This window comes from Microbacterium aquilitoris, from assembly GCF_031932285.1.
GTDB lineage: Bacteria > Actinomycetota > Actinomycetes > Actinomycetales > Microbacteriaceae > Microbacterium > Microbacterium aquilitoris.
The window spans coordinates 650318-676649 of record NZ_JAUZVT010000002.1; the positions used below are offsets into that span (position 1 = coordinate 650318).

The 26332-nt window shown below is 69.2% G+C and carries 20 protein-coding genes and 2 riboswitches; of the genes, 14 read left to right on the forward strand and 6 right to left on the reverse strand.

What is annotated here, in order from left to right:
• Position 1 precedes the first annotated feature (1 nt).
• Genes nadC through Q9S78_RS09935 form a run of 4 tightly spaced genes read right to left on the reverse strand, consistent with a single transcriptional unit; the run spans position 2 to position 4409 of the window.
• On the reverse strand, positions 2-859 hold the full coding sequence (gene nadC, locus Q9S78_RS09920) for a carboxylating nicotinate-nucleotide diphosphorylase (RefSeq protein ID WP_311870125.1): 858 nt from the start codon (positions 857-859) through the stop codon (positions 2-4).
• Positions 859-2391, reverse strand: coding sequence for an L-aspartate oxidase (nadB, locus tag Q9S78_RS09925; protein WP_311870126.1), 1533 nt, complete (start codon positions 2389-2391; stop codon positions 859-861). Before nadB ends, nadC begins: the two co-directional genes overlap by 1 nt.
• Positions 2388-3716, reverse strand: coding sequence for a quinolinate synthase NadA (gene nadA / locus Q9S78_RS09930; protein WP_311870127.1), 1329 nt, complete (start codon positions 3714-3716; stop codon positions 2388-2390). Before nadA ends, nadB begins: the two co-directional genes overlap by 4 nt.
• Before the next feature lie 15 nt (positions 3717-3731).
• The gene (locus Q9S78_RS09935; RefSeq protein ID WP_311870128.1) at positions 3732-4409 is read right to left on the reverse strand and encodes an NUDIX hydrolase; all 678 of its coding nucleotides are present in this window, start codon (positions 4407-4409) and stop codon (positions 3732-3734) included.
• Positions 4410-4560: 151 nt separating this feature from the next.
• Between Q9S78_RS09935 and Q9S78_RS09940 the strand changes: the two genes are divergently transcribed.
• The 5 genes from Q9S78_RS09940 (at position 4561) to gcvP (ending at position 11763) form a co-directional block, all read left to right on the forward strand.
• Positions 4561-5733, forward strand: coding sequence for a MarP family serine protease (locus Q9S78_RS09940; RefSeq protein WP_311870129.1), 1173 nt, complete (start codon positions 4561-4563; stop codon positions 5731-5733).
• 62 nt (positions 5734-5795) lie between these two features.
• Positions 5796-5881: riboswitch (glycine riboswitch) on the forward strand.
• Position 5882: 1 nt separating this feature from the next.
• A riboswitch (glycine riboswitch) is annotated at positions 5883-5974 on the forward strand.
• Between the two features lie 74 nt (positions 5975-6048).
• Positions 6049-7413: an L-serine ammonia-lyase gene (locus Q9S78_RS09945; protein WP_311857008.1), complete on the forward strand. Its 1365-nt coding sequence runs from the start codon at positions 6049-6051 to the stop codon at positions 7411-7413.
• A gap of 11 nt (positions 7414-7424) precedes the next feature.
• Positions 7425-8543, forward strand: coding sequence for a glycine cleavage system aminomethyltransferase GcvT (gene gcvT / locus Q9S78_RS09950; protein WP_311870130.1), 1119 nt, complete (start codon positions 7425-7427; stop codon positions 8541-8543).
• On the forward strand, positions 8540-8920 hold the full coding sequence (gene gcvH, locus Q9S78_RS09955; RefSeq protein ID WP_018188294.1) for a glycine cleavage system protein GcvH: 381 nt from the start codon (positions 8540-8542) through the stop codon (positions 8918-8920). Before gcvT ends, gcvH begins: the two co-directional genes overlap by 4 nt.
• Before the next feature lie 53 nt (positions 8921-8973).
• The gene (gene gcvP / locus Q9S78_RS09960) at positions 8974-11763 is read left to right on the forward strand and encodes an aminomethyl-transferring glycine dehydrogenase (protein WP_376716549.1); all 2790 of its coding nucleotides are present in this window, start codon (positions 8974-8976) and stop codon (positions 11761-11763) included.
• Positions 11764-11952: 189 nt separating this feature from the next.
• Here the strand turns inward: gcvP and Q9S78_RS09965 are convergent, their stop codons facing one another.
• A complete protein-coding gene (locus tag Q9S78_RS09965) occupies positions 11953-12975 on the reverse strand; it encodes a hypothetical protein (RefSeq protein ID WP_311870132.1) in 1023 nt (340 codons plus the stop codon).
• Between the two features lie 247 nt (positions 12976-13222).
• Positions 13223-14017: a CPBP family intramembrane glutamic endopeptidase gene (locus Q9S78_RS09970; RefSeq protein WP_311870133.1), complete on the reverse strand. Its 795-nt coding sequence runs from the start codon at positions 14015-14017 to the stop codon at positions 13223-13225.
• Positions 14018-14213: 196 nt separating this feature from the next.
• Here Q9S78_RS09970 and Q9S78_RS09975 point away from each other — a divergent pair, with 196 nt between their 5' ends.
• The 9 genes from Q9S78_RS09975 to Q9S78_RS10015 all read left to right on the forward strand — a co-directional run bounded on the left by Q9S78_RS09975 (position 14214) and on the right by Q9S78_RS10015 (position 26239).
• Positions 14214-15854 (forward strand): peptide ABC transporter substrate-binding protein, encoded by a 1641-nt coding sequence (locus Q9S78_RS09975; protein WP_256335291.1) that lies wholly within the window; start codon positions 14214-14216, stop codon positions 15852-15854.
• Positions 15855-16042: 188 nt separating this feature from the next.
• Complete coding sequence (locus Q9S78_RS09980) at positions 16043-16972, forward strand: ABC transporter permease (RefSeq protein WP_311856997.1); 930 nt, start codon at positions 16043-16045, stop codon at positions 16970-16972.
• Positions 16962-17903, forward strand: a complete 942-nt coding sequence (locus Q9S78_RS09985) for an ABC transporter permease (protein WP_018188288.1) — start codon at positions 16962-16964, stop codon at positions 17901-17903. The genes Q9S78_RS09980 and Q9S78_RS09985 overlap by 11 nt, the downstream gene beginning before the upstream one ends.
• On the forward strand, positions 17900-19621 hold the full coding sequence (locus Q9S78_RS09990; RefSeq protein WP_116228937.1) for an ABC transporter ATP-binding protein: 1722 nt from the start codon (positions 17900-17902) through the stop codon (positions 19619-19621). Before Q9S78_RS09985 ends, Q9S78_RS09990 begins: the two co-directional genes overlap by 4 nt.
• Complete coding sequence (locus Q9S78_RS09995; protein ID WP_311870134.1) at positions 19618-20226, forward strand: hypothetical protein; 609 nt, start codon at positions 19618-19620, stop codon at positions 20224-20226. Before Q9S78_RS09990 ends, Q9S78_RS09995 begins: the two co-directional genes overlap by 4 nt.
• 228 nt (positions 20227-20454) lie before the next feature.
• On the forward strand, positions 20455-21438 hold the full coding sequence (locus Q9S78_RS10000) for an ABC transporter permease (RefSeq protein ID WP_018188285.1): 984 nt from the start codon (positions 20455-20457) through the stop codon (positions 21436-21438).
• Position 21439: 1 nt separating this feature from the next.
• Entirely contained in the window at positions 21440-22366 is a 927-nt protein-coding gene (locus Q9S78_RS10005) for an ABC transporter permease (protein ID WP_018188284.1), read from the forward strand.
• Positions 22359-24488 (forward strand): ABC transporter ATP-binding protein, encoded by a 2130-nt coding sequence (locus Q9S78_RS10010; RefSeq protein WP_311870135.1) that lies wholly within the window; start codon positions 22359-22361, stop codon positions 24486-24488. Before Q9S78_RS10005 ends, Q9S78_RS10010 begins: the two co-directional genes overlap by 8 nt.
• A gap of 65 nt (positions 24489-24553) precedes the next feature.
• Positions 24554-26239: an ABC transporter family substrate-binding protein gene (locus Q9S78_RS10015; RefSeq protein WP_311870136.1), complete on the forward strand. Its 1686-nt coding sequence runs from the start codon at positions 24554-24556 to the stop codon at positions 26237-26239.
• The last annotated feature ends 93 nt before the right edge of the window (positions 26240-26332 follow it).

A 26332-nucleotide genomic window follows, 5' to 3' on the forward strand; every position in this document is an offset into this window, starting at 1 on the left:
CTCAGGCCTCGTCGATGCGGACGTCGAGTCCCAGGTCGAGAGCCCGCGCGGAATGTGTCAGCGCACCGACCGAGATGACGTCGACCCCGGTCTCGGCGATCGCACGCACGGTGTCGAGCGTGACCCCGCCGGACGCCTCGACGGTGGCCCTCCCCGCCACCTGGAGGACTCCCGTCCGGAGGCCCTCGAGCGTGAAGTTGTCGAGCATGATCGTGCCGATGCCGGCGGCGAGCACCGCCTCGATCTGGTCGAGACGGTCGACCTCGACCTCGATGTGGGCGGTGTGGGGCAGGCGGGTCTTGGCGTCGACGATCGCCTCGGTGACCGACAGCCCCGAGCGGGTGAGGACGGCGAGGTGGTTGTCCTTGGCCATGACGGCATCCGACAGCGAATGACGGTGGTTGGCGCCGCCGCCGCTGCGGACCGCGTGGCGCTCGAAGGCGCGCAGGCCCGGTGTCGTCTTCCGGGTGTCGGCGATGCGCACGCCCGTCCCGGCCACCGCATCCGCGTAGGCGGCCGTCACCGTCGCGATGCCCGACATGCGCTGGACGAAGTTCAGGCCGATCCGCTCCGCGGTCAGGATCGCGCGGGCGGGTCCGGTCACGACCGCGAGGACGTCGCCCCGCGCGAAGCGGGCGCCGTCCGTCACACGCACGTCCACCTCGACCCGGTCGTCCGTGAGGGTGAACGCGGCGGAGAAGACGGTTCCGCCGCTGAACACGCCGGCTTCGCGCGCGACGAGTTCGGCCGTCGCGGTGGCGGATGCCGGGATCAGCGCCTCGCTCGTGATGTCGCCCCACGGGGCGTCCTCGAGGAGCGCTGCGCGGACGGTGGTCTCGATGACGGCGGGTGAGAGCATCACGCAGCCCCTTCCAGGTCGGTTCGGACGCGCGCATCGGCGGAGGCCGGGTCGTCCGTGCGCTGGTGGGAACCCACCGAGCCGGTCCGCGCGAGCGCGGCGGCGACCATGAGCTCCGCGACGAGCAGGAGGTTGGCGTCCTCGTGCTCCGCCAGGGACACCGGCGGCGTGGCGGAGGTGCGCCAGGCCGCGAGGGTGCGGGCCGCGCGGCGGAGGCCGTCGCCGTCACGCGTCACCCCGGCATCCGCCCACATGAGCTCCTGCAGTGCGCGCCGGGTGAAGGGCGGGTGCGGGATGCCGTCGGGTGCCGCATCGACGACGGCGGCGGTGCCGGCGGGCACCGGCCACGCCGCGCCGTCCGTGGCCGCGGCATCACCGGCGCGGGCGCCGAACACGGCGCCTTCGAGGAGGGAGTTCGAGGCGAGACGGTTCGCCCCGTGGACGCCGGTCCGCGCGACCTCTCCGACCGCGTACAGGCCCGGAACGTCGGTGCGGCCGTCGAGGTCGGTGACCACGCCGCCCATCAGGTAGTGCGCGGCCGGCGTCACGGGGATCGGCTCGCGCGCCCAGTCGAGCCCGCGCGAGCGGACCGCGGCGTCGATGGTCGGGAACCGGGCGGCGAGGAACCGTGATCGCTCGTCGGGGTCGGAGCTGTGCACCGCGGTGGCGTCGAGGAGGACGGGACGCCCGCCCTGGTGCGCCATCGCGGCGGTGATCGCACGGGCGACGACGTCGCGGGGCGCCAGCTCGCCGTCCGGGTGGACGTCGAGGGCGAACCGGCGTCCGCTCTCGTCGCGGAGGACAGCGCCCTCGCCGCGCACGGCCTCCGAGACGAGGAAAGCGTCGCCCGTGGCGAGCACCGTGGGGTGGAACTGCACGAACTCGAGGTCTCGGACGGCAGCGCCCGCCCGGGCGGCGAGGGCGATGCCGTCACCCGTCGCCACGGCGGGGTTGGTCGAGTGGGCGAACAGCCGGCCTGCGCCACCGGTCGCGAGGATCACGGCGTCCGCCTCGAGGCGCCCGCCGCCCAGGGTCTCCACACCGGCGACGCGACCCTCCCGGCGGACCAGGTCGGTCACGTACGTGTGCTCGAGGACGCGGATACCGCTCCGGCGGATCTGCTCGACGAGGGCGCGCTCGATCTCCGCACCGGTCGCGTCGCCCCCGGCGTGCAGGATGCGGGGGAACGAGTGCGCTCCCTCGAGGCCCGCGCGGAGCGTCCCGTCGGCGTCCCGGTCGAACCGGACGCCGGCCGCGATGAGGTCCCGGATGCGATCGGGGCCCTCCGTGACCAGGACGTCGACGGCGCCCGGATCGGCGAGTCCCGCTCCGGCGACGAGGGTGTCGCGCGCGTGGTCGATCGGCCGGTCGTCGGGGGAGAGCGCGCCCGCGATGCCGCCCTGCGCGTACCGTGTGTTGGCTTCGGCGAGCTCGCTCTTGGTGACGATCGTGACCGTCGAGCCACCGGCATCCGCATGGAGTGCGGCGGTCAACCCGGCGATGCCCGAGCCGACCACGACGACGGTGGTCACGGCTTGGCCGCCAGCATCCGCTCGAGGGCGACGCGCGCCGGCTGGGCGACATCGGCCGGCACGGTGATCCGGTTGCGGACTTCTCCGGCGACGAGCCCCTCGAGGATCCAGGCGAGGTAGCCCGGGTGGATCCGGTACATCGTCGAGCACGGGCAGACGACCGGGTCCAGGCAGAAGATCTCGTGCTGCGGGAACTGCGCCGCCAAGCGTTGGACGAGGTTGATCTCGGTGCCGATCGCGAACGTCGTGGGCTCGGTGGCGGCGGCGATGGCCTTGCGAATGTAGTCCGTCGATCCCGCCTCGTCCGCCGCGTCCACGACGTTCATCGGGCACTCGGGGTGCACGATCACCCGGACGCCGGGGTGCTCCGCCCGCGCGGCGGTGATCTGGTCGACCGTGAACCGGCGGTGGACCGAGCAGAAGCCGTGCCAGAGGATGACCCGGGCGTCGGCGAGCTCCGCCTCGCTCGATCCGCCGAGCGCTTTCCGCGGATTCCACATCGGCATCTGCTCGAGGAGGACGCCCATGGCCTTCGCCGTGTTGCGGCCGAGGTGCTGGTCGGGGAAGAAGAGCACGCGACGTCCACGGGCGAACGCCCACTCGAGGACCGTCCGCGCGTTGGACGAGGTGCAGACGATCCCACCGTGTCGGCCCACGAAGCCCTTGATCGCGGCGGAGGAGTTCATGTACGTCACGGGGATGACGGGGAGCAGCCCCTCGGCATCCGGAGCATCCATGTCGCCGTAGACGTCGGAGAGCTGCTCCCAGCACTCCTCGACCTGGTCGATGTCGGCCATGTCGGCCATCGAGCACCCGGCGGCGAGATTGGGGAGGATGACGGCCTGCTCGGGGCGGGAGAGGAGGTCGGCGGTCTCGGCCATGAAGTGCACACCGCAGAAGACGATCGCCTCGGCGTCGGGGTGCTCGAGGGCGGCGTTGGCGAGCTGGAAGCTGTCGCCGACGTAGTCCGCGTGGGTGACGACCTCCTCGCGCTGGTAGAAGTGGCCCAGCACGACGACGCGCTCGCCGAGGGTGTGCTTCGCGGCGACGATGCGGGCCGCGAGCTCGGCCTCATCCGCCTCGCGGTACTCGGCCGGGAGCTGCCCCTGTCGCGGAGCACCGGTCGGGATGACGTCGCCCATCGACGAGCCGGGTCCGTAACCGGGGCGGGTGTCGAAGGTCCACGGGCCGGCCGCGAGGTCGGTGTTGCAGGTCTCGGCGGTGGTCTCGCCGGCGACGATCGCCTGGATCTCGTGATCGACGCTGGGATCGATCGGTCGGGTATCGATCGGTCGCGGCTGCAGGGTGACGGGGGTTGCGCTCATGTCGGTTCGGGTCCTTCACTGCGGGAGCGGGCCGCGGTCGGCCAACTCGACGTCCTGGTTGTAGCGGTAGAGGCGGGCGGGCCGGTGGCTTCCGGTGCGGAAGTCGTCGGTGGGGATGAGGGTGTCGGATCCCTCCACCTGGCGGCGGAAGTTGGCGGGGTCGAGGCGCCTGCCGAGGATCGCCTCGTAGACCTCGCGCAGCTCGGCGAGCGTGAAGCGGGCCGGGAGGAAGCCGTGGGCGATGCGGCTGTAGCCGACCTTGTTGCGCAGCCGCCACAGGGCGTAGTCGACGATGTGGTTGTGATCGAAGGCGAGCGCGGGGAGGGCCGTCGCATCGAACCAGGCGACATTGTGCTGTTCCGTCGCTTCGGTGACATCCTCGCGCACGAGCGCCCAGTACACGATCGAGACGACCCGACCGGGGGAGCGGCCGAGGTCGCCGAACGCGTAGAGCTGTTCGAGATAGCTCGGTGAGAGCCCGGTCGTCTCTGCGAGGGTGCGGGATGCCGTGGCCTCGAGGTTCTCCGCGGGGTCCACCCACCCGCCGGGCAGAGCCCACTGACCCTCGTGCGGGTCGCGCGTCCGGCGCACGAGCGGCAGCTCGATGCGGGCGTCGTCGGCCTCGCGGCGCAGGCGGAAGATGACCGTCGACACGGCGACGCCGATGGAAGCGGGGGGAGTTGTTCTTGTCATGGTGACCTTAAGTACGGGACCGATCTTAAGGTCACTTCGACACGAACCGCAACATGGACGATGACACGAACCGATTTCCCAGCAGCCGCGTCCTACGCTGATCACGAGTGACCGCCGGCTCTCCCGGGCGGACTCGTCAAGGGAGGCCGCCGTGCTCGTCGTCGACATCATCGTCGTGCTCGTGCTCATCGCCGCACTGTTCGGCGGACTCCTGCGCGGTCTCGTCGCGACGGCGGGCACGCTGATCGGCGTCGTGCTCGGCGCCGTCCTCGCTGTCTGGCTGGCGCCCGTCATCGCTCCGACCTTCGCGGGGTGGGAGTACCGCAGCCTCGTGCTCGCGATCATCGCGCTGGCCATCGTGGTCCTCCTCGCCTCCCTCGGCACGGCGGTGGGCGCTCGCGTGCGCCGACGGGTCGATCGGGTCAAACTCGCCCCGCTCGACCGCATCCTGGGCGGTCTCGTCAACACCGCCGCAGCCGCCCTCGTCCTCCTCCTCGCGAGCGGGGCGATCGTCGGATCCGGGATGCCGGTGGTCGCCCCCGCCGTCGCCTCCTCGCGCGTGCTCGGCGCCATCGACGCGCTGACCCCGCCGGCGGTCGATTCGGCGCTCGCCGAGTTCCGCGGGTTCATCGTCGACGAGGGCATCCCGCGCGTCGGCGAACTGCTCGCCCCCGAAGTCGAGCCGACGGCGCCCCCGGTGGCGCTCGACGATCCGCAGCTCGAGCGGGCCGGGGCATCCGTCGCCCGCATCAGCGGCAACGCGTACGCGTGCGGCGCGTCCCTGACGGGATCCGGTTTCGTGGTGGCGACCGACCTCGTCGTCACGAACGCCCACGTCGTGGCCGGTGTCGACACCCCGCTCGTGGAGCTCCCCGGTCGCGATGCCGAGGAGGGGCGAATCGTCTACTTCGACCCGATCGACGACCTCGCGGTCATCAGCGTCTCGGGGCTCGACGCCCGCCCGCTCCCGATCGTGGGCGACGTGGCGGCCGGCACACCGGTCGCCGTGCAGGGGTACCCCCTCGGCGGTCCGTTCACCAGCAGTGCGGCATACGTGCTGTCGGTGGGCGACGCGATCGTCTCGGACATCTACGAGAAGAGCTCGCAGCCCCGCGAGATCTACGCGCTCCAGGCGGACGTTCGGCCCGGCAACTCGGGCGGACCGCTGCTCACCGAGGCGGGCGAAGTAACCGGTGTGGTCTTCGCCCGAGGCCAGGACGACGCATCGCGCGGCTACGCGATGACGACCGACGAGCTCCGCCCCGCGCTGGAGGTCTCACCCGACGCGGCGACGGTCTCGTCGGGGGAGTGCACGAGCGACTGACGCCGTATCGGCGCAGCGGGCCCCGATGATAGGCTCGCGCTCACAATCGCACACCGGACCATCGCGTCTGCTCGGGAGAAGCCCTCGTGGCTGCCGAAGGAGCAATCCCTCCCCGGAATCTCTCAGGCCCCCGTACCGAGCCGACATGGTCACTCTGAAAAGCGGCATTCTCGGATGCCCGCCGACGGGGCAAGCGGGCATCGCCCGTGAAATCTCTCAGGCCGATGACAGAGGGGGAGGAACTCACCCGCATCCCGCTGCGCCGTCAGGAGTTCCGTTGTTCCCACCGTCACACCCACCCGCTCGATCATCGCGATGACTCCGAGCATCGGCGTCTTCGACCTCTTCACCGTCGGTATCGGGCCGTCCAGCTCGCACACGGTGGGACCGATGCGAGCCGCCGCGGACTTCGTCTCCCGCATCGATGCCGACGCGGCGAACCGCGTGCAGGTCGATCTGTACGGCTCCCTCGCGGCGACCGGTCGCGGACACGGCACGCTGACCGCCGTCCTGCTCGGGCTCGAGGGCCTCGAGCCCGACGTGGTCCTGCCCGCCCAGGTCGAGGAGCGGACGGCCGCGATCGCCGACGAGCGTCGGGTGCGGGTGGGCGGCACGGGCGCCGTCCCGCTGTGCGAGGACGACGTCATCCTCCACCCCCTCACGATCCTCCCGGGGCACACCAACGGGCTGCGGCTGCGGGCCTGGGATGCCGCGGATGTCCTCCTCGACGACGCCGTCTACTACTCGACCGGCGGCGGCTTCATCGTGCGCGACGGCGAGCAGGCGCAGGCGGCGGCGACGGCATCCGTCCCGTTCCCCTTCGAGACCGCGGCGGAGCTCCTCGCCCACTGCGACCGCGAGGACCTGTCGATGGCCGAGATCCAGCGCCGCAACGAACTCGTCTCCCGCACCGGCGACGAGATCGACGGCGGCATCCTGCATCTCGCCGATGTCATGAGCGAGAGCGTCGTCTCCGGTGCCTCGCGCGAGGGGATGCTGCCGGGCGGCCTGCGGGTCCCGCGCCGCGCGCCCGCCTGGCGCAACAGGCTGCGCCTCGACGACCCGACGGGCGACGATCCCGCCCTCTGGCAGGAGTGGGTGAACTTCGTCGCCCTCGCGGTCAACGAGGAGAACGCGTCCGGCGGGCGGATCGTGACCGCACCGACGAACGGCGCCGCGGGGATCATCCCCGCCGTCCTGCACTACGCGACCCATTACGCGGCGAAGGGGCGGTCTCGCGACGAGGTCGTCATCCCCTTCCTGCTCACCGCGGCCGCGATCGGCGTCCTCTACAAGGCGCGTGCCTCGATCTCGGGTGCCGAGGTCGGTTGCCAGGGCGAGGTCGGTTCCGCGTCGTCGATGGCGGCCGCGGGACTCGCGGAGGTCCTGGGAGGGACGCCTCGGCAGGTCGAGAACGCCGCCGAGATCGCGATGGAGCACAATCTCGGCCTCACGTGCGACCCGATCGGCGGTCTCGTGCAGATCCCGTGCATCGAACGTAACGCGATCGCCGCGGCGAAGGCGATCAACGCCGCCAAGATGGCGCTGTGGGGCGACGGCACCCATCGCGTCTCGCTCGATGAGGTCATCGTGACCATGCGCGAGACGGGGCGGGACATGAGCAGCAAGTACAAGGAGACGGCGCTCGGCGGCCTCGCGGTCAGCGTCGTGGAATGTTGAGCGGAGACGGCATGACCGAGACCACGACCGAGCCGCGGCGATCGCCGCTGCATGAGCTGCACGAGCGGCTCGGCGCATCCTTCACCGATTTCGGCGGCTGGCTGATGCCCGTCCGCTACACGTCGGACCTCGCGGAGCACCACGCCGTGCGGGGGAGCGCGGGACTGTTCGACATCTCGCACATGGCGGAGTTCCGCATCGAGGGTGCGGGGGCGGCGGACTTCCTCGACCGTGCCCTCGCGGGTCGGCTCTCGACGATGAAGGTGGGAAAGGCCAAGTACTCCCTCGTCCTTGCGGACGACGGCGGCATCGTCGACGACGTCATCGTGTACCGCATCACCGAGGACGAGTTCCTCGTCATCTCCAACGCGGGCAACCGTGCCGAGGTCGCGGCCGCCTTCGCCGCCGTCGAGGCCGGTGACGCGCGCATCGAGGACATCACCGACCGGATGTCGCTCATCGCCGTGCAGGGCCCAGCGGCCCGCGGCATCCTCGAAGCCACCGCGGGGATCGAGGACGTCGATCCCGCGTTCGCGGACATGACCTACTACTCCTGGGCGCTCGGGTCGTTCCAGGGTCGGAGCCTGTTCGTCGCCCGCACCGGGTACACCGGCGAGGACGGCTTCGAGCTCATGGTGCCGAACGAGACCGCCGAGGGCCTCTGGCACGCCGTCTCCGAGGCGGGCGCCGCGCACGGGCTCGTGCCCGCGGGCCTCGCCGCCCGCGACACGCTCCGCCTGGAGGCGGGGATGCCGCTCTACAGCCACGAGCTCTCGCGGGACATCGCCCCCGCGCAGGCCGGGCTCGGCCGCGTCGTCGCCCTCGACAAGGAGGAGTTCGTCGGCAAGGACGGTCTCGCCACCCGCGACCTCGACGGCGCTTCCGTCCTCGTCGGTCTCGCCGCCGAGGGCCGCCGCGCCGGTCGTGCCGGCTACGCCGTGCTCTCCGGCGACGAGACCGTCGGCGAGATCACCTCGGGAGCCCTCAGCCCGACCCTCGGCCATCCCGTCGCGATGGCCCTCGTCCACCCCTCGGCATCCGCTGAGGGCACCGTCCTGACCATCGACGTCCGGGGGACCCGCATCCCCGCGACCGTCACCGCCCTCCCCTTCTACCGGAGACAGAAATGACCGACCTCACCGCCCTGTCCTACACCGCCGAGCACGAGTGGATCGCCTTCGACGGCGACGTCGCGACCGTCGGCATCACCGACTACGCCGCCGAGAAGCTCGGTGACGTCGTCTTCGTCGAGCTCCCCGCCGTCGGCACCGCCGTCACCGCGGGCGACACCTGCGGCGAGATCGAGTCGACCAAGTCCGTCGGCGAGCTCTACGCGCCGCTGACCGGAGAGGTCGTCGAGGTCAACGACGCCGTCGTGGACGACCCATCCTCCGTCAACGCCGGTGCCTTCGACGCGTGGCTCGTCAAGATCAAGGTCGACGGGGCGCCCTCGGGCGACCTCCTCGATCGCGACGCCTACGTCGCACTGACGGGCGGCGACGCGTGAGCTCGACCTTCCGCGACCGCCACATCGGCACCGACTCGGCCGCGCAGGCCGAGATGCTCCGCGTCCTCGGCCGCGACTCGGTCGAGGGTCTCGTCGACACGGCTGTGCCCGATGCGATCCACGTCGCCGAGCGCGACAGCATCATCCCGCCCGCGGCGACCGAGGCGGAGGCACTCGCGGAGCTCCGCGAACTCGCGTCGCAGAACCGCTCCGCGCGCGCGATGATCGGCCTCGGCTACTACGACACGCTGACCCCGTCGGTCATCCAGCGGAACGTCCTCGAGAACCCGTCCTGGTACACGGCGTACACGCCGTACCAGCCCGAGATCTCGCAGGGCCGTCTCGAGGCGCTCATCAACTTCCAGACGATGGTGACCGACCTCACGGGACTCGCGACCGCCAATGCGTCGATGCTCGACGAGTCGACGGCCGTCGTCGAGGGGATGCTGGTCGCCCGCCGCGCCTCGAAGTCCGCGTCGAACGTGTTCCTCGTCGACGCCGACGCGATGCCGCAGACGAAAGCGCTGCTGCACCACCGCGCCGCCGCCGTCGGCGTCGAGATCCTCGAGACCGATTTCTCCGAGGTCCCCGAGGCGTTCGGCGCCTTCGTGCAGTACCCCGGCGCGACCGGTCGGGTCTGGGACCCGTCCGACGTCATCGCCGCCGTGCAGGCGCAGAAGGGACTCGTCGTCGTCGCGGCCGACCTCCTCGCGCTCACGCTCCTCCGCTCCCCGGGATCGATGGGCGCGGACGTCGCCGTCGGGACGACGCAGCGCTTCGGCGTGCCCATGGGCTTCGGCGGACCGCACGCCGGCTACATGGCCGTCCGCGCCGGTCTCGAGCGTCAGCTGCCGGGGCGCCTGGTCGGCGTGTCGATGGATGCCGCGGGCCAGCCCGCCTACCGTCTGTCGCTGCAGACCCGGGAGCAGCACATCCGCCGCGAGAAGGCGACGTCGAACATCTGCACCGCCCAGGTGCTGCTGGCCGTCATGGCCGCGATGTACGCCGTCTACCACGGCCCCGACGGGCTCAAGCGGATCGCCGAGGAGACCACCGCCAAGGCGTCGCTCCTGCGCGACTGGCTGGTCGGGTCGGGCGCCGAGGTCCTGCACGAGGCGTACTTCGACACGCTCGTGGTCCGCACTCCGGGACGCGCGGAGGACGTCATCGCCGATGCGCGCCGCCGCGGCTACCAGCTGTGGTTCCGCGACAGCGACTCCGTCGGGATTTCGGTTGACGAGACGACGACCGTCGCGGACCTGCAGGCCGTGGCATCCGTCTTCGGCGTCGACTCGTCGAAGGTCTTCGTTCCCCTCCGGGACCGGAACGCCCACCTGCCGGCGGCTCTCCGTCGCGTGGACGAGTACCTGACGCATCCGGTGTTCAACACGCACCGCTCCGAGACCGCCATGATGCGGTACCTGAAGCAGCTCGCCGACCGCGACTACGCGCTCGACCGCGGCATGATCCCGCTCGGCTCGTGCACGATGAAGCTCAACGCGGCGACCGAGATGGCGGCGGTGTCGTGGCCCGAGTTCGCGCGGGTCCACCCGTTCGCGCCGGCCGACGACGTCGCGGGCTACCTCGTCATGATCGAGCAGCTCGAGGCGTGGCTCGCCGAGGTCACCGGGTACGACGCGGTCTCGCTGCAGCCGAACGCCGGGTCGCAGGGCGAGCTCGCGGGGCTCCTCGCCATCCGCGGCTATCACCACTCGCGCGGCGACCTGCATCGGGACGTCTGCCTCATCCCGTCGTCCGCGCACGGCACCAACGCGGCATCCGCCGTCCTCGCGGGGATGCGGGTCGTCGTCGTCGCGTGCGACGAGGCCGGCAACGTCGACCTGGCGGATCTACGAGCCAAGGTCGAGACGCACGCCGACAGCCTCGCGGCGCTCATGATCACGTACCCGTCGACGCACGGCGTCTACGAGCACGACGTCATGGACATCACCGGCGCCGTCCACGCCGCCGGCGGTCAGGTGTACGTCGACGGTGCGAACCTCAACGCGCTGCTCGGGTTCGCCCGCTTCGGCGACCTGGGCGGCGACGTGTCGCACCTGAACCTGCACAAGACGTTCGCGATCCCGCACGGCGGCGGCGGACCCGGTGTGGGCCCCGTCGCGGCGAAAGCGCACCTCGCCCCGTTCCTGCCCTCCCACCCGATGGCGCAGCGAGCCGAGCACGCCGGCGGTCACGTGTTCGACGGCGGTCCGGTCTCGGCGGCGCCCTACGGCTCGGCATCCATCCTGCCGATCTCGTGGGCGTACGTGCGGATGATGGGCGCCGACGGACTCCGGCAGGCGACCGCCGCCGCGGTGCTCGCGGCGAACTACGTCGCGCGTCGCCTGGAGGGCCACTACCCGGTGCTGTACGCGGGTGAGGGCGGGCTTGTCGCGCACGAGTGCATCCTCGACCTGCGTCCGCTCAAGGAGTCCACGGGCATCACGGTCGACGACGTCGCCAAGCGGCTCATCGACTACGGCTTCCACGCCCCGACGATGTCGTTCCCGGTCGCGGGGACTCTCATGGTGGAGCCGACGGAGTCCGAGGACCTCGCCGAGCTCGACCGCTTCGTCGAGGCGATGATCGCGATCAAGGCCGAAGCGGATGCCGTGGCTGCGGGGGAGTGGCCGGCGAACGATAATCCGCTGGTGAACGCGCCGCACTCCGCGGCATCCGTCATCACCAGCGAGTGGGCGCATCCGTACCCCCGCGAGATCGCCGTGTACCCCGTACCCGGCATCGTGCGCACGAAGTACTGGCCGCCCGTCCGCCGCATCGACAACGCCTACGGCGACCGCAACCTCGTCTGCGCCTGCCCCCCGATCGAGGCCTTCGCCTGAGGCGGCCGGGCGCCCGGCCCCTTTTCGCGAGACTGCACGCTGACGCCGAGACCGCGGGCTAACACCTCGGTCTCGGCGCGTCCGTGCAGTCTCGCGGCGAGGGATGCTGCCGCCCCCGCGGACCCCGGAGCGCCGTCGCACGAGCCCGCCCCGCCCCCGAGACTGCACGCAGCGTAGGAGACCGCGGCTTCAGGCCCCGGTGTCGGCGCGTGCGTGCAGTCTCGCGGCGGGGAGACGCGGCGCGAGCGCGGCGCGAGCCGTCGCGAGACGGTACGGGTCGGGGAGCGCGATGCGCGGAAGACCCGCGCCGCGGAGGATCCCGTCCAGCGCATCGGGGTCGACGAGGTCCGACCAGCCCCAGTGCAGGACCGACCGGATGCCGCGTGACCGGAGTCTGTGGTCCCGCTCACGGCGCGCGCGCAACAACGACGCCGGGTCGCCGAACCGGCCGTCGTATTTGAGGTCGCCGTCCGCCTCGCCGACGATCTCCGATCCGGGCCACCAGAAGTCGGAGCGATAGGTCGCGCCCGGTCCGCTCCACTCCGTCTGCAGTTCGGGTTCCTCGTAGCCGAGCAGCTCGATGATCGCCCGGCTCGCGGACTCGAGCGTGGACTCCGCCTCCGCCCGGGCACGATGCAAGGGCCACCGGGCGATGCGGCGCCCCCGCGAACTCGGTCGCTGCTCGTTCTGCTCGACGAGCGACTCCACGGATGCCGCCGGATCCAGTCGCAGGGCGGCGTCGGCTGCGATGAGCCCCACCACGACGTGCCGAGCTCGCGCGAGATCGACGGCGCAGTCCGACGGCGAGACGACGGCGAACCCGCCGAGGTCCACGACGTCCCGCGCGCCCGTCGTCGTGTGCATGCGGAGGCCCGCGTGCAGGCGCGAGGTGCGGGTCGGATCGCTCAGGGCGTGGACGACGCCGGGATCGCCGAGGATCGGCATCCCCCAGATCGCCGCGGCCGACTCATGGCTCAGGACGAGCCCCGGGTGCACGAGGATCGTGGCGTGGATGCGGGCCACGTATCGGTCCCACGGGGCCAGCGGTCGCCACTCCGTGGTCGGCGCGTAGACGCCGCGCACGACGGACACGAGCTCGCCGCGTGCCGCGATGCGGGCGGCGTGGGGCACGTCCCGCGCCCGCAGGAGCGGAACGGGGCACGCGACGGGAGTGCGACGGACGACGGGCAGGGGATCGGCGATCACGGGCATGGCCCCGATGGTCCCGAGCCGTCACCGTCCTGACCGCCACAGCAGCACGCCCCGTGGACACCCCGCCCGCCGCCCTCGCGGTGGAGGAACCGCCCGCCGCCCCCGGTCCCCTCCACGAGACTGCACGCGGACCACGAGACCGCGGCCCCACGCCGCAGTCTCGGCGCGAGCGTGCAGTCTCGGCGCGCGCCTGCAGTCTCGGCGCGAGCGTGCAGTCTCGCGGAACCCGGAACCCGACCCCGGAACCCTACGCCGGCGGTCCGAACACCCCGGGCCACCACGCGGCGGCGAGGGGGTACCCGACGAACGCCACGATGTCGATCAGCACGTGCGCGACGACGAGGGGCATGACCCGGCCCCACCGCGAGTAGACCCAGCCGAACACGACCCCCATCGCCATGTTGCCGACGAGCGGACCGAAGCCCTGGTACGCGTGGTACGAGCCCCGCAGCGCGGCGGTCGACAGAATGATCGCCCACGTGTTCCAGCCCAGCTGACGCAGCCGGTCGAACAGGTATCCCACCATGATGACCTCTTCGAGAAGGCCGGCTCGGAGCGCGGCGAGAAGCAGGAGCGGCACCGTCCACCAGGAGGAATCGATCGGCGAGGCATCCACTTGGACGGTGATGCCCATGACGCGGCCGAGCGCATAGAGACCGAGACCCGGCACGCCGATCACGAGGACGAGGAGCGCGCCACCACCGAGGTTGCGTCCGAACCGCTCGAAGGTCAGGCCGATCTTGGCGAAGCCGGAACGGGCCGGCTCCCAGAGCAGATAGATCGCCAGCGCCACGGGCGCGAAGGCGAAGAACGAGTCGAGGAACTGGCCGATGACGTCCCACACCGCGGACGGCGCCGCACCCGGATTGAGCGAGGTCTGCTGATCGCCGAGGGGCGCGCGGGTCAGCGCCTCGATGAGTGCGAGCACCGAATACACCGCCGACCGGCCCAGCGAAAGGGCGAGAACGATCCCGATCTCCCACCACAGACGCGCGCGTGACGGCGTGGACGTGGCGGCGGGGGAGTTCGTGAAAGCGGCCATCCGGTCAGGATGCCACGTCCGCACGAGTGCGGGATGCTGCGGGGCCCCACCGATCAGACTGCTTTATCCAGAGGTTCCCAAGTAAAGGCTGTGTAACGGTCTTGTGAGGGATTTGTCGCATTGCGCTCAGCCTGCTTAGTGTGCTTCTCATCACGCCTGGGTCGCTAAGCCTCGACCCGGGCTTTCATTAGGTCTCATGGAGGACACTTTGAAGCGCAACAAGATCGGCGTGGCGGGCCTCGCCCTGCTCGGCGCCACCAGCCTGGTTCTCGCAGGCTGCGCGAGCAGCGGTGGCGACACCAACACGGACGACAACTCGTCCGGCGGCACCACGACCGAGGTCATCACGACCAACGGCTCGGAGCCCCAGAACCCGCTCATCCCCACCAACACGAACGAGACCGGTGGCGGCAAGGTCGTCGACTCGATCTTCGCCGGCCTCATCTCGTACAAGGCCGACGGCTCGGTCGAGAACGACGCCGCAGAGTCCATCACCACCGACTCGCCCACCCAGCTGACGGTCAAGATCCGCGATGGCCTGAAGTTCACCAACGGCGAAGCCGTCACCGCTGACAGCTTCATCAAGGCGTGGAACTACGGTGCACTGGCATCCAACAAGCAGAACTCCTCCTACTTCTTCGAGGACATCGAGGGCTTCAGCTATGAGAAGGACTCCGAGCTCACCGGTCTGAAGAAGGTCGACGACCTGACCTTCACCATCACGCTGAACAAGCCGGCTTCCGACTTCGCGCAGCGTCTGGGCTACTCGGCCTACGCGCCGCTCCCGTCCGTCGCGTTCGACGACATGAAGGCCTTCGGTGAGAACCCGATCGGCAACGGCCCGTACAAGCTGGCCAAGGACGGCGCGTGGCAGCACAACGTCCGCATCGACCTGGTCGTCAACGAGGACTACGACGGACCGCGCAAGCCGAAGAACGGCGGCCTGGACATCGTCTTCTACGCCAACCCGGACGGTGCCTACACCGACCTGCTCGGCGGCAACCTCGACGTGCTCGACTCCATCCCGGACAGCGCTCTCGAGAACTACAAGACCGACCTCGACGGTCGCTCGGTCAACCAGCCGGCCGCCATCTTCCAGTCGCTGACGATCCCGGAGTGGCTCGACGGCTTCCAGACCGACGAAGAGGGCAAGCTCCGCCGCGCCGCGATCTCGCACTCCATCAACCGCGATCAGATCACCGACGTGATCTTCAAGGGCACCCGTACGCCCGCGAAGGACTTCACGTCGCCGGTCATCGACGGCTGGAGCGACTCGGTCCCCGGCAACGACGTCCTCGACTACGACCCGGAGCTCGCCAAGGAGCTGTGGGACCAGGCGAACGCGATCAAGCCGTACAGCGGCAAGGAGTTCACGATCTCCTACAACGCTGACGGTCCGCACCAGGCCTGGGTCGACGCTGTATCGAACTCGGTCTCGAAGGTCCTCGGCATCAAGGCCGTCGGCAAGCCGTTCCCGGACTTCGCGACCTACCTCGACGCCCGCGACAACGAGAAGGTCGATGCCTTCCGCTCCGGCTGGCAGGCGGACTACCCCGGTCTGTACAACTTCCTCGGCCCGCTCTACGCGACCGGTGCAGGCTCCAACGACGGCAAGTACTCGGACAAGAAGTTCGACGACCTGCTCGCCAAGGGCATCAGCGAGACGGATGAGGCTGCGCGCAACTCCACCCTCCTCGAGGCCCAGTCGGTCCTCTTCGAGGACCTCCCCGCCATTCCGCTCTGGTACTCCAACGTCAACGGCGGTTGGGCCGACGGCGTGAAGAACGTGGAGTTCGGCTGGAACTCGGTGCCGCTGTACTACGAGATCACCAAGTAATCTGCTCTCAGCATCACCTCACACGAGGCGGTGACGGTCACCCGTCACCGCCTCGTGGCGTGACCCGTCCATCTCACCTTTCTCTCAGGAAACGAGGTTGAGGATGGGACACTCAGGGGCGCCGCGTTGCGGGGCCCTTCTTCGTGCGTGAGCACTGATCACGTCTTTTCCCTGAAAGGGGGCCGAGGGTGGCCTATTACATCCTCCGACGGATCCTGCAGGTGATTCCCGTGTTCCTCGGGTCCACACTGCTGATCTATTTCATGGTCTTCGGACTGCCCGGAGACCCGGTCGCCGCACTGTTCGGCGACAAGCAGCCGCCGCAGGCTGTCATCGACTCGCTTCGCGAGCAGTACAAGCTCAACGAGCCGTTCATCGTCCAGTACGCGAACTACCTCGGCGGCATCTTCCGCCTCGACTTCGGGACGACGTTCTCGGGCCAGAGCGTGAACGACGTGCTCGCCCGCACGGTCCCCGTCACGATGCGTCTGGCGGTCATGTCCGTCGCGATCGCCTTCGTGCTCGCCCTGATCATCGGCGCGCTGTCGGCGATCTGGAAGGGGTCGATCTTCGACAACGGCGCGCTCGTGACGGCGCTCATCTTCATCGCGATCCCGATCTTCGTCCTCTGCTTCCTCGCGCAGTACTTCCTCGGCGTGCAGCTGGGATGGTTCCGGCCGACGGTGGGTGGACGCAACGACTGGGGCGATCTGTGGCTTCCCGCGATCGTGCTGGGTCTCAGCATCTACGCGTCCAGCATGCGACTGACGCGTGCCTCCATGATCGAGACGCTCGGTCAGGACTGGGTCCGCACGGCCTACTCGAAGGGCCTCTCGCGTCGTCGTGTCATCCCCGTGCACGTCCTGCGCAACTCGATGATCCCGATGGTCACCGACACGGCCACCCAGTTCGGCATCCTCATGGTCGGCGCCACGGTCACCGAGGGCATCTTCAACGTGCCGGGCGTGGGCAACACCCTCTTCACGGCGATCACGCAGCGCGAGACGCCGACGGTGGTCTCCTTCGTCACGATCTTCGTCGTGATCTACGTTCTGGTGAACCTGGTCGTCGACCTTCTCTACGGCCTGCTCGACCCGAGGATCCGCTATGTCAAGTAACTCCGCACACTACGTCGCACCGACGAACACGGAATCGGTCCCGGTCGACCAGCTCCGCCTCAGCGAGAAGAAGAGCAATCTCTGGATCGACGCGTGGCGCGACCTGCGCCGCCGTCCGACGTTCTGGATCTCGGTCGTGCTGTGCGCGATCATCGTCGCCATGGCGGTCGCACCGACACTCTTCACCTCGGTGGCGCCGTCCGGCGGTGTCTGCACCCTCGACAACAGCAACGGCGACCCGACGGCGGGACACCCGCTCGGCTTCGATCGACAGGGCTGCGACATCTGGTCGCGCGTCGTCCACGGCACGCGCACGTCGATGATCGTCGGTGTGATGGCCACGCTGATCTCCACGGTCATCGGTGTCATCATGGGCGCTCTCGCCGGCTTCTACGGCGGATTCCTCGACACGGTGCTCTCCCGCGTGGGCGACGTCTTCTTCACGATCCCCTACATCATCGCGGCCGTCGTGGTCATGTCCGTCCTGGCGGACTACCGGAACGAATTCGTCCTCGCCCTCGCGATCGGTGGATTCTCGTGGGCCAGCACGGCGCGCATCGCCCGTGCCGAGGTCCTCCGGGTCAAGCAGTCCGACTACGTGACCGCGTCGATCTCGATCGGGCTGTCGCGGTTCCGCACCATGGTCACGCACGTCCTGCCGAATGCGATGGCACCCGTCATCGTCGTCACCACCCTGAGCCTCGGCACGGCGATCGTCGCCGAATCGACGCTGTCCTTCCTGGGCGTCGGTCTCGGGGGCTCGACGGTCTCCTGGGGCCTCGACATCAGCCAGGCGCAGAACCAGATCAGGTCGGCGCCGATGGCGCTGTTCTGGCCGTCTCTCGCGCTCACGATCTCGGTGCTCGCGTTCATCACCCTCGGTGAGCTCCTCCGCGACGCCGTCGACCCGAAGTCGAGGGCCCAGCGATGAGCGATATCGAGAACCCCACCAGCCGCGCGCGTCTGCGCAGCAGCACCAAGGAGAGCGTCGTGTCGCAGCCCCTTCTGCAGATCCGTGACCTCACCGTGTCGTTCGGCACGGGCAAGAAGGCGCGCGAGGTCCTGCACGGTGTCGACCTCGATGTCTTCCCGGGCGAGACCGTCGCCATCGTCGGGGAGTCCGGGTCGGGCAAGTCGACGACGGCAGCGGCCGTCATCAACCTGCTCCCCGGTACGGGAGCGGTCACGGGCGGATCCGTCACGCTCGACGGCGTGGACCTCCTCGGTGCCAGTCGCCGTGAGATGGAGTCCATCCGCGGCCGCGACATCGGCTACGTCCCGCAGGACCCGATGTCCAACCTGAACCCGGTCTGGTCGATCGGATTCCAGGTCGAGGAGGCGGTCCGCGCCAACGGCCTGGCATCCAACCGCAAGGAGGCCCGCGCCCGCGCGATCGAGGTCCTGAAGCAGGCGGGGCTGGCCGATGCCGAGCGTCGCATGCACCAGTTCCCGCACCAGTTCTCCGGCGGGATGCGTCAGCGGGCGCTCATCGGCATCGGCCTCGCAGCCGACCCGAAGCTCCTGATCGCGGACGAGCCGACGAGTGCGCTCGACGTCACCGTGCAGCGCGTCATCCTCGACCACCTGGCCTCGCTGACCCGCGAGAAGGGGACGGCCGTCCTGTTCATCACGCACGACCTCGGCCTCGCCGCAGAGCGTGCTGATCGCATCATCGTCATGAACCAGGGCGAGATCGTCGAGTCCGGTCCGAGCCGAGCGATCCTCGAGGCTCCGCAGCATCCGTACACGCAGCGCCTCGTCGCGGCCGCCCCGAGCATCGCCTCGCAGCGCATCCAGGCGGTCGCCGAGCGTCGCGGTGTCGAGCACCTCGAGGAGGTCGTGGACGCCAAGCCCGTCGTCGAGGTCCGCGATCTCGTCAAGGAGTACAAGATCCGTTCGGGCGGGTTCCGCAGCGAACCGTTCCGTGCGGTCGACGGTGTGTCCTTCCAGATCCCGCGCGGCAAGACCCTCGCATTGGTGGGGGAGTCCGGTTCGGGCAAGTCGACCGTCGCCAAGATGGTCTTGCAGCTCGAGAAGCCGACGAGCGGCTCCGTGCTCGTCGACGGCGCGGACACGTCGGGCATGAGCCGCAAGGAGGTCTTCGGACTGCGCAGCCGTATGCAGCCCGTCTTCCAGGACCCCTACGGCTCGCTCGACCCCCTGCGCAGCATCGGCGCCCTCATCGCCGAGCCGCTGCGCGTGCACGGCGTGGGCGACGAGAAGTCGCGTCGCGAGAGGGTGTTCGAGCTGCTCGACCAGGTGTCGCTCCCGCGTGAGGTCGCCTGGCGCTACCCGAACGAGCTCTCCGGTGGCCAGCGTCAGCGCATCGCGATCGCGCGCGCCCTCGCGCTCAAGCCGTCGATCGTCGTCCTCGACGAAGCAGTCTCGGCGCTCGACGTGCTCGTGCAGGACCAGATCCTGCGCCTGCTCGCCGAGCTGCAGTCCGAGCTCGACCTGACCTACCTCTTCATCACGCACGACCTCGCCGTCGTGCGTGTGGCCGCCGACCTCGTCTGCGTCATGGAGCAGGGTCGCGTCGTCGAGCAGGGCACCGTCGACGAGATCTTCGCGTCGCCGACGGAGGATTACACGAAGCGGCTCCTCGCCGCCATCCCGGGTGCGGAGATCCCGCTCGGCGGAAACCTGTGAGCAACACCCCTCGACACGGCGAGGCGGGCTCGGGTTCATCCCCGGCCGCCTCGCCGCGAGTGTTCCGCGCCCCGTCGGGGGTGGCCGCGCTCATCCTGGCGTCGATCGCCGCGCTCCTGCTCCTGGGCGACGCGGTCGTGCGCGCGGGCTGGGCCGAGATGCTCCTGCTGGCCCCCTGGCTCCTGCTGGTGGTCTGGTTCATCTACGTCGCGACGTTCGCGTCACATGTCTCCATCGACGCTGACGGCGCGACCGTGCAGAATCTCCTGCGCATCGTGCGCATCCCGTGGGCCCGGGTGAGCGACGTCGGCGTCCGTTACCAGGTCAGGTTCACCCTGGATGACGGGCGGATCGTCAATGCGTTCGGCGGCCCGGTGGCGGGTCGCCCGGCGCGCCCGGGCGTCCGGCCCGCGGACAACCCCCGCGCGCGCATCCCTCCCGCGCTCCGTGACCTCGAGCTGATCCGCGAGCAGTGGCTGGCGGCCGCCGAAACCGGTTCCACCACACGGGTCTCGCGCAGGTGGGATCTCCCCACCCTCGGCGTGTTGCTGTTACTGGCGCTCTGGGCACTGGGCGCCGTGATCATCAGCGGCGCTGCGGGCTGAGCGTACTGGCGGTTTTGCGGCGCGTTCACAGGCATTTTGCGAGCAGGTCACGCAATGTTACGTTCATACAAACAGTTCTCCAGACGGTCTTGTCAGCGTTGATGAGCGAGTTAGGGTCGTTGAGGCCGGACCCGGTTCCGGCACTTCGAACGCAACGCAAGAGCGCGTAAGCCCGAGAAAGAGCACCACCATGTCTGTGCCAGCGACCCGAATCACCGGGATCTCCCGGTGACGCTGTACGTCCTCCGCCGGTTCGTCAACTACGCGATCCTGAGCCTGATCGCCACGTGTATGGCCTACGTCCTGGCCAGCGCGATCTTCAGGCCCGGCGACGCCTTCTACGGACGTAACCCTCGCCCCCCGCAGGCGTCCATCGATGCCTCGCTCGCGCAACTCGGGCAGAGCCCGGACATGCCCGTGGTCGTCCGACTCTGGCACTGGCTCGTCGGCCTGTTCACGCAGGGATCTCTCGGCATCACGATCGGCAAGCAGCCGGTCGTCGAGGAGATCATCGCGCGCTCGGGTGCGAGCCTTCGGCTCCTGCTCATCGGATCGATCATCGGCGCGATCGTCGGCGTCCTCCTCGGCGTCTGGGGCGCCGTCCGGCAGTACCGGGCGAGCGATCAGATCGTCACCTACTCGTCCTTCCTGATCTTCGCGACGCCGACCTTCGTCATCGGCGTCCTGCTGATGATCGGAGCGACTGCTCTGAACAACGCAGTCGGCGTGCAGCTCATCACCTTCACAGGCGAGTACAGCGCCGGTATCAACGGAAGCTGGTGGGACCTGACCCTCGACCGAGCGGTCCACCTCCTTCTGCCGACGCTGGCGCTCATCCTCACCAGCGCCGCGAGCTATTCGCGTTACCAGCGCAGCGTCATGCTGGACGTCCTCGGCGCCGACTACATCCGAACGGCCCGGTCCAAGGGCCTGGAGCGCGGGCCGGCCCTCTTCCGACACGGCGTGCGCATCGCGCTGATCCCGATGTCGACCTTCTTCGCGTACAACTTCGGCACACTCGTCGCCGGGTCCGCCATGCTCGAGATCGTCTTCAGCTGGCGCGGCATGGGGCAGTTCCTGCTTCAGGCCGTGAACACGAACGACGTCAACGCGGCCGCGGGAAGCACCCTGTTCGTCGCCATCCTCGTGCTGCTCTCCTCGACGTTCTCGGAGATCATCTACGCCGCCCTCGATCCCCGTGTGAGGAGCTGACATGGTCATCGCTCAACAAGAAGCCGTCGAAGCGGGCCTCGACGAGGAGAAGACGATCACCCGTCAGCGGCGACCGCTCTCCCGCAACGGGCTCGTCTGGCAGCGGCTGCGCGGAATGCCGCGGTTCTGGGTCGGTGCCATCGCCTTCGGCCTGATCGTCGTCCTGTCGATCGTCGGGCCGTTCCTCACGCCGTGGTCCATCACCGATCGCGACGTGTACAACATGGGGATGGGGCCGACGCTCCGCCACTGGTTCGGCACCAACAGCATCGGACAGGACATCTTCGCCCAGACGATGGCGGGCCTGCAGAAGTCCCTCATCATCGGTCTCGTCGCCGGCATCCTCGGGACGTTGCTCGCTGCCGTCATCGGCTCCGTCGCCGGCTACGTCGGAGGCGTGACCGACAAGGTCATCAGCTGGTTCACCCACCTGCTGCTCGTCGTGCCATCGTTCTTCATCCTCATCCTGCTCAGCCCGCTGTTCAAAAGCCTGTCGTGGATCGCGCTGACGTTCTTCCTGGCGATCTTCAGCTGGATGATCATGGCGCAGGTCGTGCGCAATCAGACGCGTTCCCTGCGCAACCGCGACTTCGTGCGCGCCGCGCGCTATATGGGGCTCCCCACCCGGAAGATCCTGAGCCGCCACATCCTCCCGAACATCGCGTCGCTGCTGATCATCGACGTGACCCTCGGAATCGTCTCGATGATCATGTCGGAGACGTCGCTCAGCTACTTCGGCTTCGGCGTGCAGAAGCCGGATGTCTCGCTCGGCACCCTGCTCGCGGACGGCACGTCGGCTGCGCTGACCCGCCCGTGGCTGTTCGTCTTCCCGGCCGGCGTCCTCGTCGTCCTTCTTTTCGCCATCAGTCTCATCGGCGACGCCCTGCGCGATGCGATCGACCCGACCTCGGGGGCCAACCGTGCCTGAATCCCTCCCCACTCCGACGCAGTCCCGTCGCACGCCTCTCCTGTCGGTCCGCGACCTCAGCGTCACCTTCCCGCAGCGCGGTTCGGGCGACGTGCAGGCCGTCCGCGGCATCTCGTACGACGTCCACCCGGGGGAGTTCCTCGGCATCGTCGGCGAGTCCGGCTCGGGCAAGTCCGTGTCCTCGCTCGCCGTCATGGGTCTCCTGCCCAGCAACGCGCAGGTGACCGGCGCGATCGAATTCGAAGGCAAGTCGCTTCTGGGCATGGACGACAAGAAGCTGTCCCGCATCCGCGGCAAGCAGCTGTCCATGGTCTTCCAGGATCCGCTGTCGGCGCTGACTCCCGTCTACACCGTCGGCGACCAGATCGCCGAGGCGCTCCGCCTCCACGACTCGAAGCTGTCGTCCCAGGCTGCGGCCGCGCGGGCCGTCGAGCTGCTCAAGACCGTCGGCATCCCCGATCCCGATCGGCGTGCCAAAGCGTTCCCGCACGAGTTCTCCGGTGGGATGCGCCAGCGCGCGATGATCGCGATGGCGATCGCGAACGACCCGAAGGTGATCATCGCCGACGAGCCCACGACGGCACTCGACGTCACCATCCAGGCGCAGATTCTCGAGGTCCTCGAGAAGGCCAAGGAGATCACCGGCGCCGCCGTCGTCCTCATCACTCACGACCTCGGTGTCGTCGCGGGTCACGCCGACCGGGTGGGCGTCATGTACGCCGGCAAGCTCGTCGAGCTCGGCACCACCGATCAGGTCTTCCACGAGCCGCAGATGCCCTACTCCATCGGGCTGCTGCGGTCCGTGCCGAACATGCTCACCGCCGGTACGCAGCGGCTCGTTCCTCTCGAGGGGCGCCCGCCGTCCCTCGCGGCCCTGCCGAAGGGATGCCCCTTCGCGGCCCGCTGCCCGATCGCCGTGGACGCGTGCCGCGAGGTCGAGCCCGACCTGATCGCCCACGATCCGGCATCCGGTCCCGATCACGTCGCCGCCTGCATCCGCGGCGGGGAGATCGCCCGGGGCGAGATCTCGCGAGGTGAGGTCTTCACGGTGGCGGACCCGATCATCGACGGCGAGCTCGTCGATTCCGGTGCCGAGCCGGTCGTCGAGGTCACCGACCTGCGTCGGCACTTCCCGCTGATGAAGGGCGCGGTCTTCCCTCGCCGGGTGGGCACTGTCCGCGCCGTCGACGGCGTCTCGTTCTCCTTGAAGCCGGGTCGGACGATGGGCCTGGTCGGGGAGTCGGGCTGCGGCAAGACGACGACGATCCTCGAGATCATGGAGATGACCGCACCGCAGTCCGGATCCATCAAGATCAACGGCAAGGATGTCGGCACGCTCAGCCCGCGCGAACGCCACGCGCTCCGTCGCGATGTGCAGATCGTCTTCCAGGACCCCATGGGCGCGATCGACCCGCGCCTGCCCATCAGCGAGGTCATCACCGAGCCCCTCTGGGCGATCGGTGCCAAGAAGTCAGACCGCGACAAGCGCGCTCTCGAGCTGCTCGATCTCGTCGGCCTGGATCCCTCCATGGCCGACCGCTATCCGCACGAGTTCTCGGGCGGACAGCGCCAGCGCATCGGCATCGCCCGGGCCCTCGCGACGAACCCTTCGGTCATCGTGCTCGACGAGCCGGTCTCGGCGCTCGACGTGTCGATCCAAGCGGGTGTCATCAACCTGCTCGAGGACCTCAAGGCGCAGCTGGGGCTGTCGTACCTCTTCGTCGCTCATGATCTGGCCGTCGTCCGGCAGATCGCCGACGACGTTGCCGTGATGTACCTCGGCTCCGTCGTGGAACAGGGGCCGGTGTCGACGGTCTTCGACAACCCGCAGCACCCCTACACGAAGGCGCTCATCTCGGCGGCTCCCATCCCCGACCCGCGCATCGAGCGCGGTCGTGCCCGGGTGCTCCTGCAGGGAGACCTGCCGAGCCCGACGCAGGAGATCAGCGGATGCCGGTTCCGCACCCGCTGCCCCCTGTACAAGCTCCTCGACGAGACGCGCCAGGAGCTGTGCCGTTCCGCCGAGCCGGAACTGATCGCCCACGGTCGTGCGCGCGTCGCCTGCCACCACGTCGAGGACTCGACGCTGGTCGACGAGGTCGCGCTGTCGACCGCATCCTGAACCCCCTCCGGCGGGCGCACCATTCCGCCGGTGGTCACCAAAAGGTAAACGAGAGGAACAATCACATGAAGATTCGAGGTGCAAAGCCGTTCGGGTCTTTGGCGCTGCTCGGCGTCGCCGCACTCGTGATCTCTGGTTGTGCTGCCGGAAACACCGGTGCGCCCACCCAGAGCGAGTCAGCAGCCCCGGAGCTCCCCGCCACGGCGTGGACTCGCGCTGACGCGGCCAAGGTCAAGGACGGCGGCACGCTGACCCTCGCGGTCGGATCGCTGCCCGTGCAGTTCAACACGAGCCAGGTCGACGGCAACGAGTCGGACACCACCAGCATCATGGCGCCGACCACCGGTGGTCCCTTCAAGATCAAGGAAGACGGCACGCCCGTCGTCGACGAGAACTACGCCGCCTCGGCCGAGGTCACAAGCGACGACCCGCAGGTCGTCGAGATCAAGCTGAACCCCGAGGCGAAGTGGGAAGACGGCTCGCCCATCACGGTCAAGGACTACGTCGCCTACTGGAAGGCTCAGAACGGCACGAACAAGGCCTACACCCCGGCATCCACGGCGGGCTGGGAAGACGTCTCGTCGGTCGAGCAGGGTACGGACGAGTTCGACGTCAAGATCACCTTCTCGAAGGTCTACGCCGACTGGCAGGCCATGTTCACGGGCGGACTGCTGCCCGAGTCCATCTCGAGCGACCCGGCCGCCTACAACGACGGCTACCGCACGAAGGCCGTCCCGTCCTCGGGTCCGTTCAAGATCTCGAAGATCGACACGACCGGTCAGGTCGTCACCCTCGAGCGCAACCCGCAGTGGTGGGGCGAGACCCCCAAGCTCGAGACGGTCTTGTTCCGCGCGGTCAGCCAGGACCAGCAGGGCGCGTCGTTCGCGAACTCGGAGCTCGATGCGCTGTACATCTCGGCGAACGCCGACCTGTACCAGACGGCCAAGACGCGCTCCGACGCCAAGATCGAGACCTCCGGTGGCACGACCTGGACGCACGTCACGATGAACGCGAAGAAGGGCCCGCTCGCGGACGTCAACGTCCGCAAGGCCGTCGAGGCGATCGTGAACCGCGAGCAGATCGCCGCCTCGGCGAACACGCCCGTCGATGCTCCCGCCATCACCCAGGGCGACTTCATCTTCATGCCCGGCCAGAACGGCTACGAGGACAAGGCTCCCAAGACCGACACCAAGAAGGCGGCGGAGTACCTCAAGGAGGCCGGCTACGAAGGCAGCGAAGGCAAGAGCTGGACGAAGGACGGCACGCCTCTCAAGCTGAGCGTCACCGTTCCCGCCGACACGGCGACGAACATCCAGCGTTCCGAGCAGGTCCAGGCCGACCTGAACGCGTTCGGCATCCCGGTGACCCTCGACACGGTTCCCGCCGCGACGTACTTCAGCGACTACGTCATCCCCGGCAACTTCGAGATGGTGTCCTTCTCGTGGGTCGGCACGCCGTTCCCGATCTCGTCGTCGGAGGCGCTGTACTACCCGATCGACTCCGAGTCGAACTTCACGGGCACGACGGACGAGAAGCTGGGCGACCTGTACGACAAGTCGAACTCCGAGCTCGACCCCGCCAAGCGCATCGAGATCGCCAAGGAGATCAACGATGTGATCTGGAACTACATGCCGATGTTCCCGATCGCGCCGCTCCCGAACGTCTACGCGGTCAAGGACGGCCTCGTCAACTGGGGTGCCACCCAGTTCGAGACCATCGACTGGACGATCGTCGGCTGGGCTGCCGAGTAAGCAGCAAGACGCACAGCAGCGGCGGGGCGGGGACCGAAAGGTCCTCGCCCCGTCGGCGTGTCGACACCTGCGGTAAAGTGGACTGCCGGCATC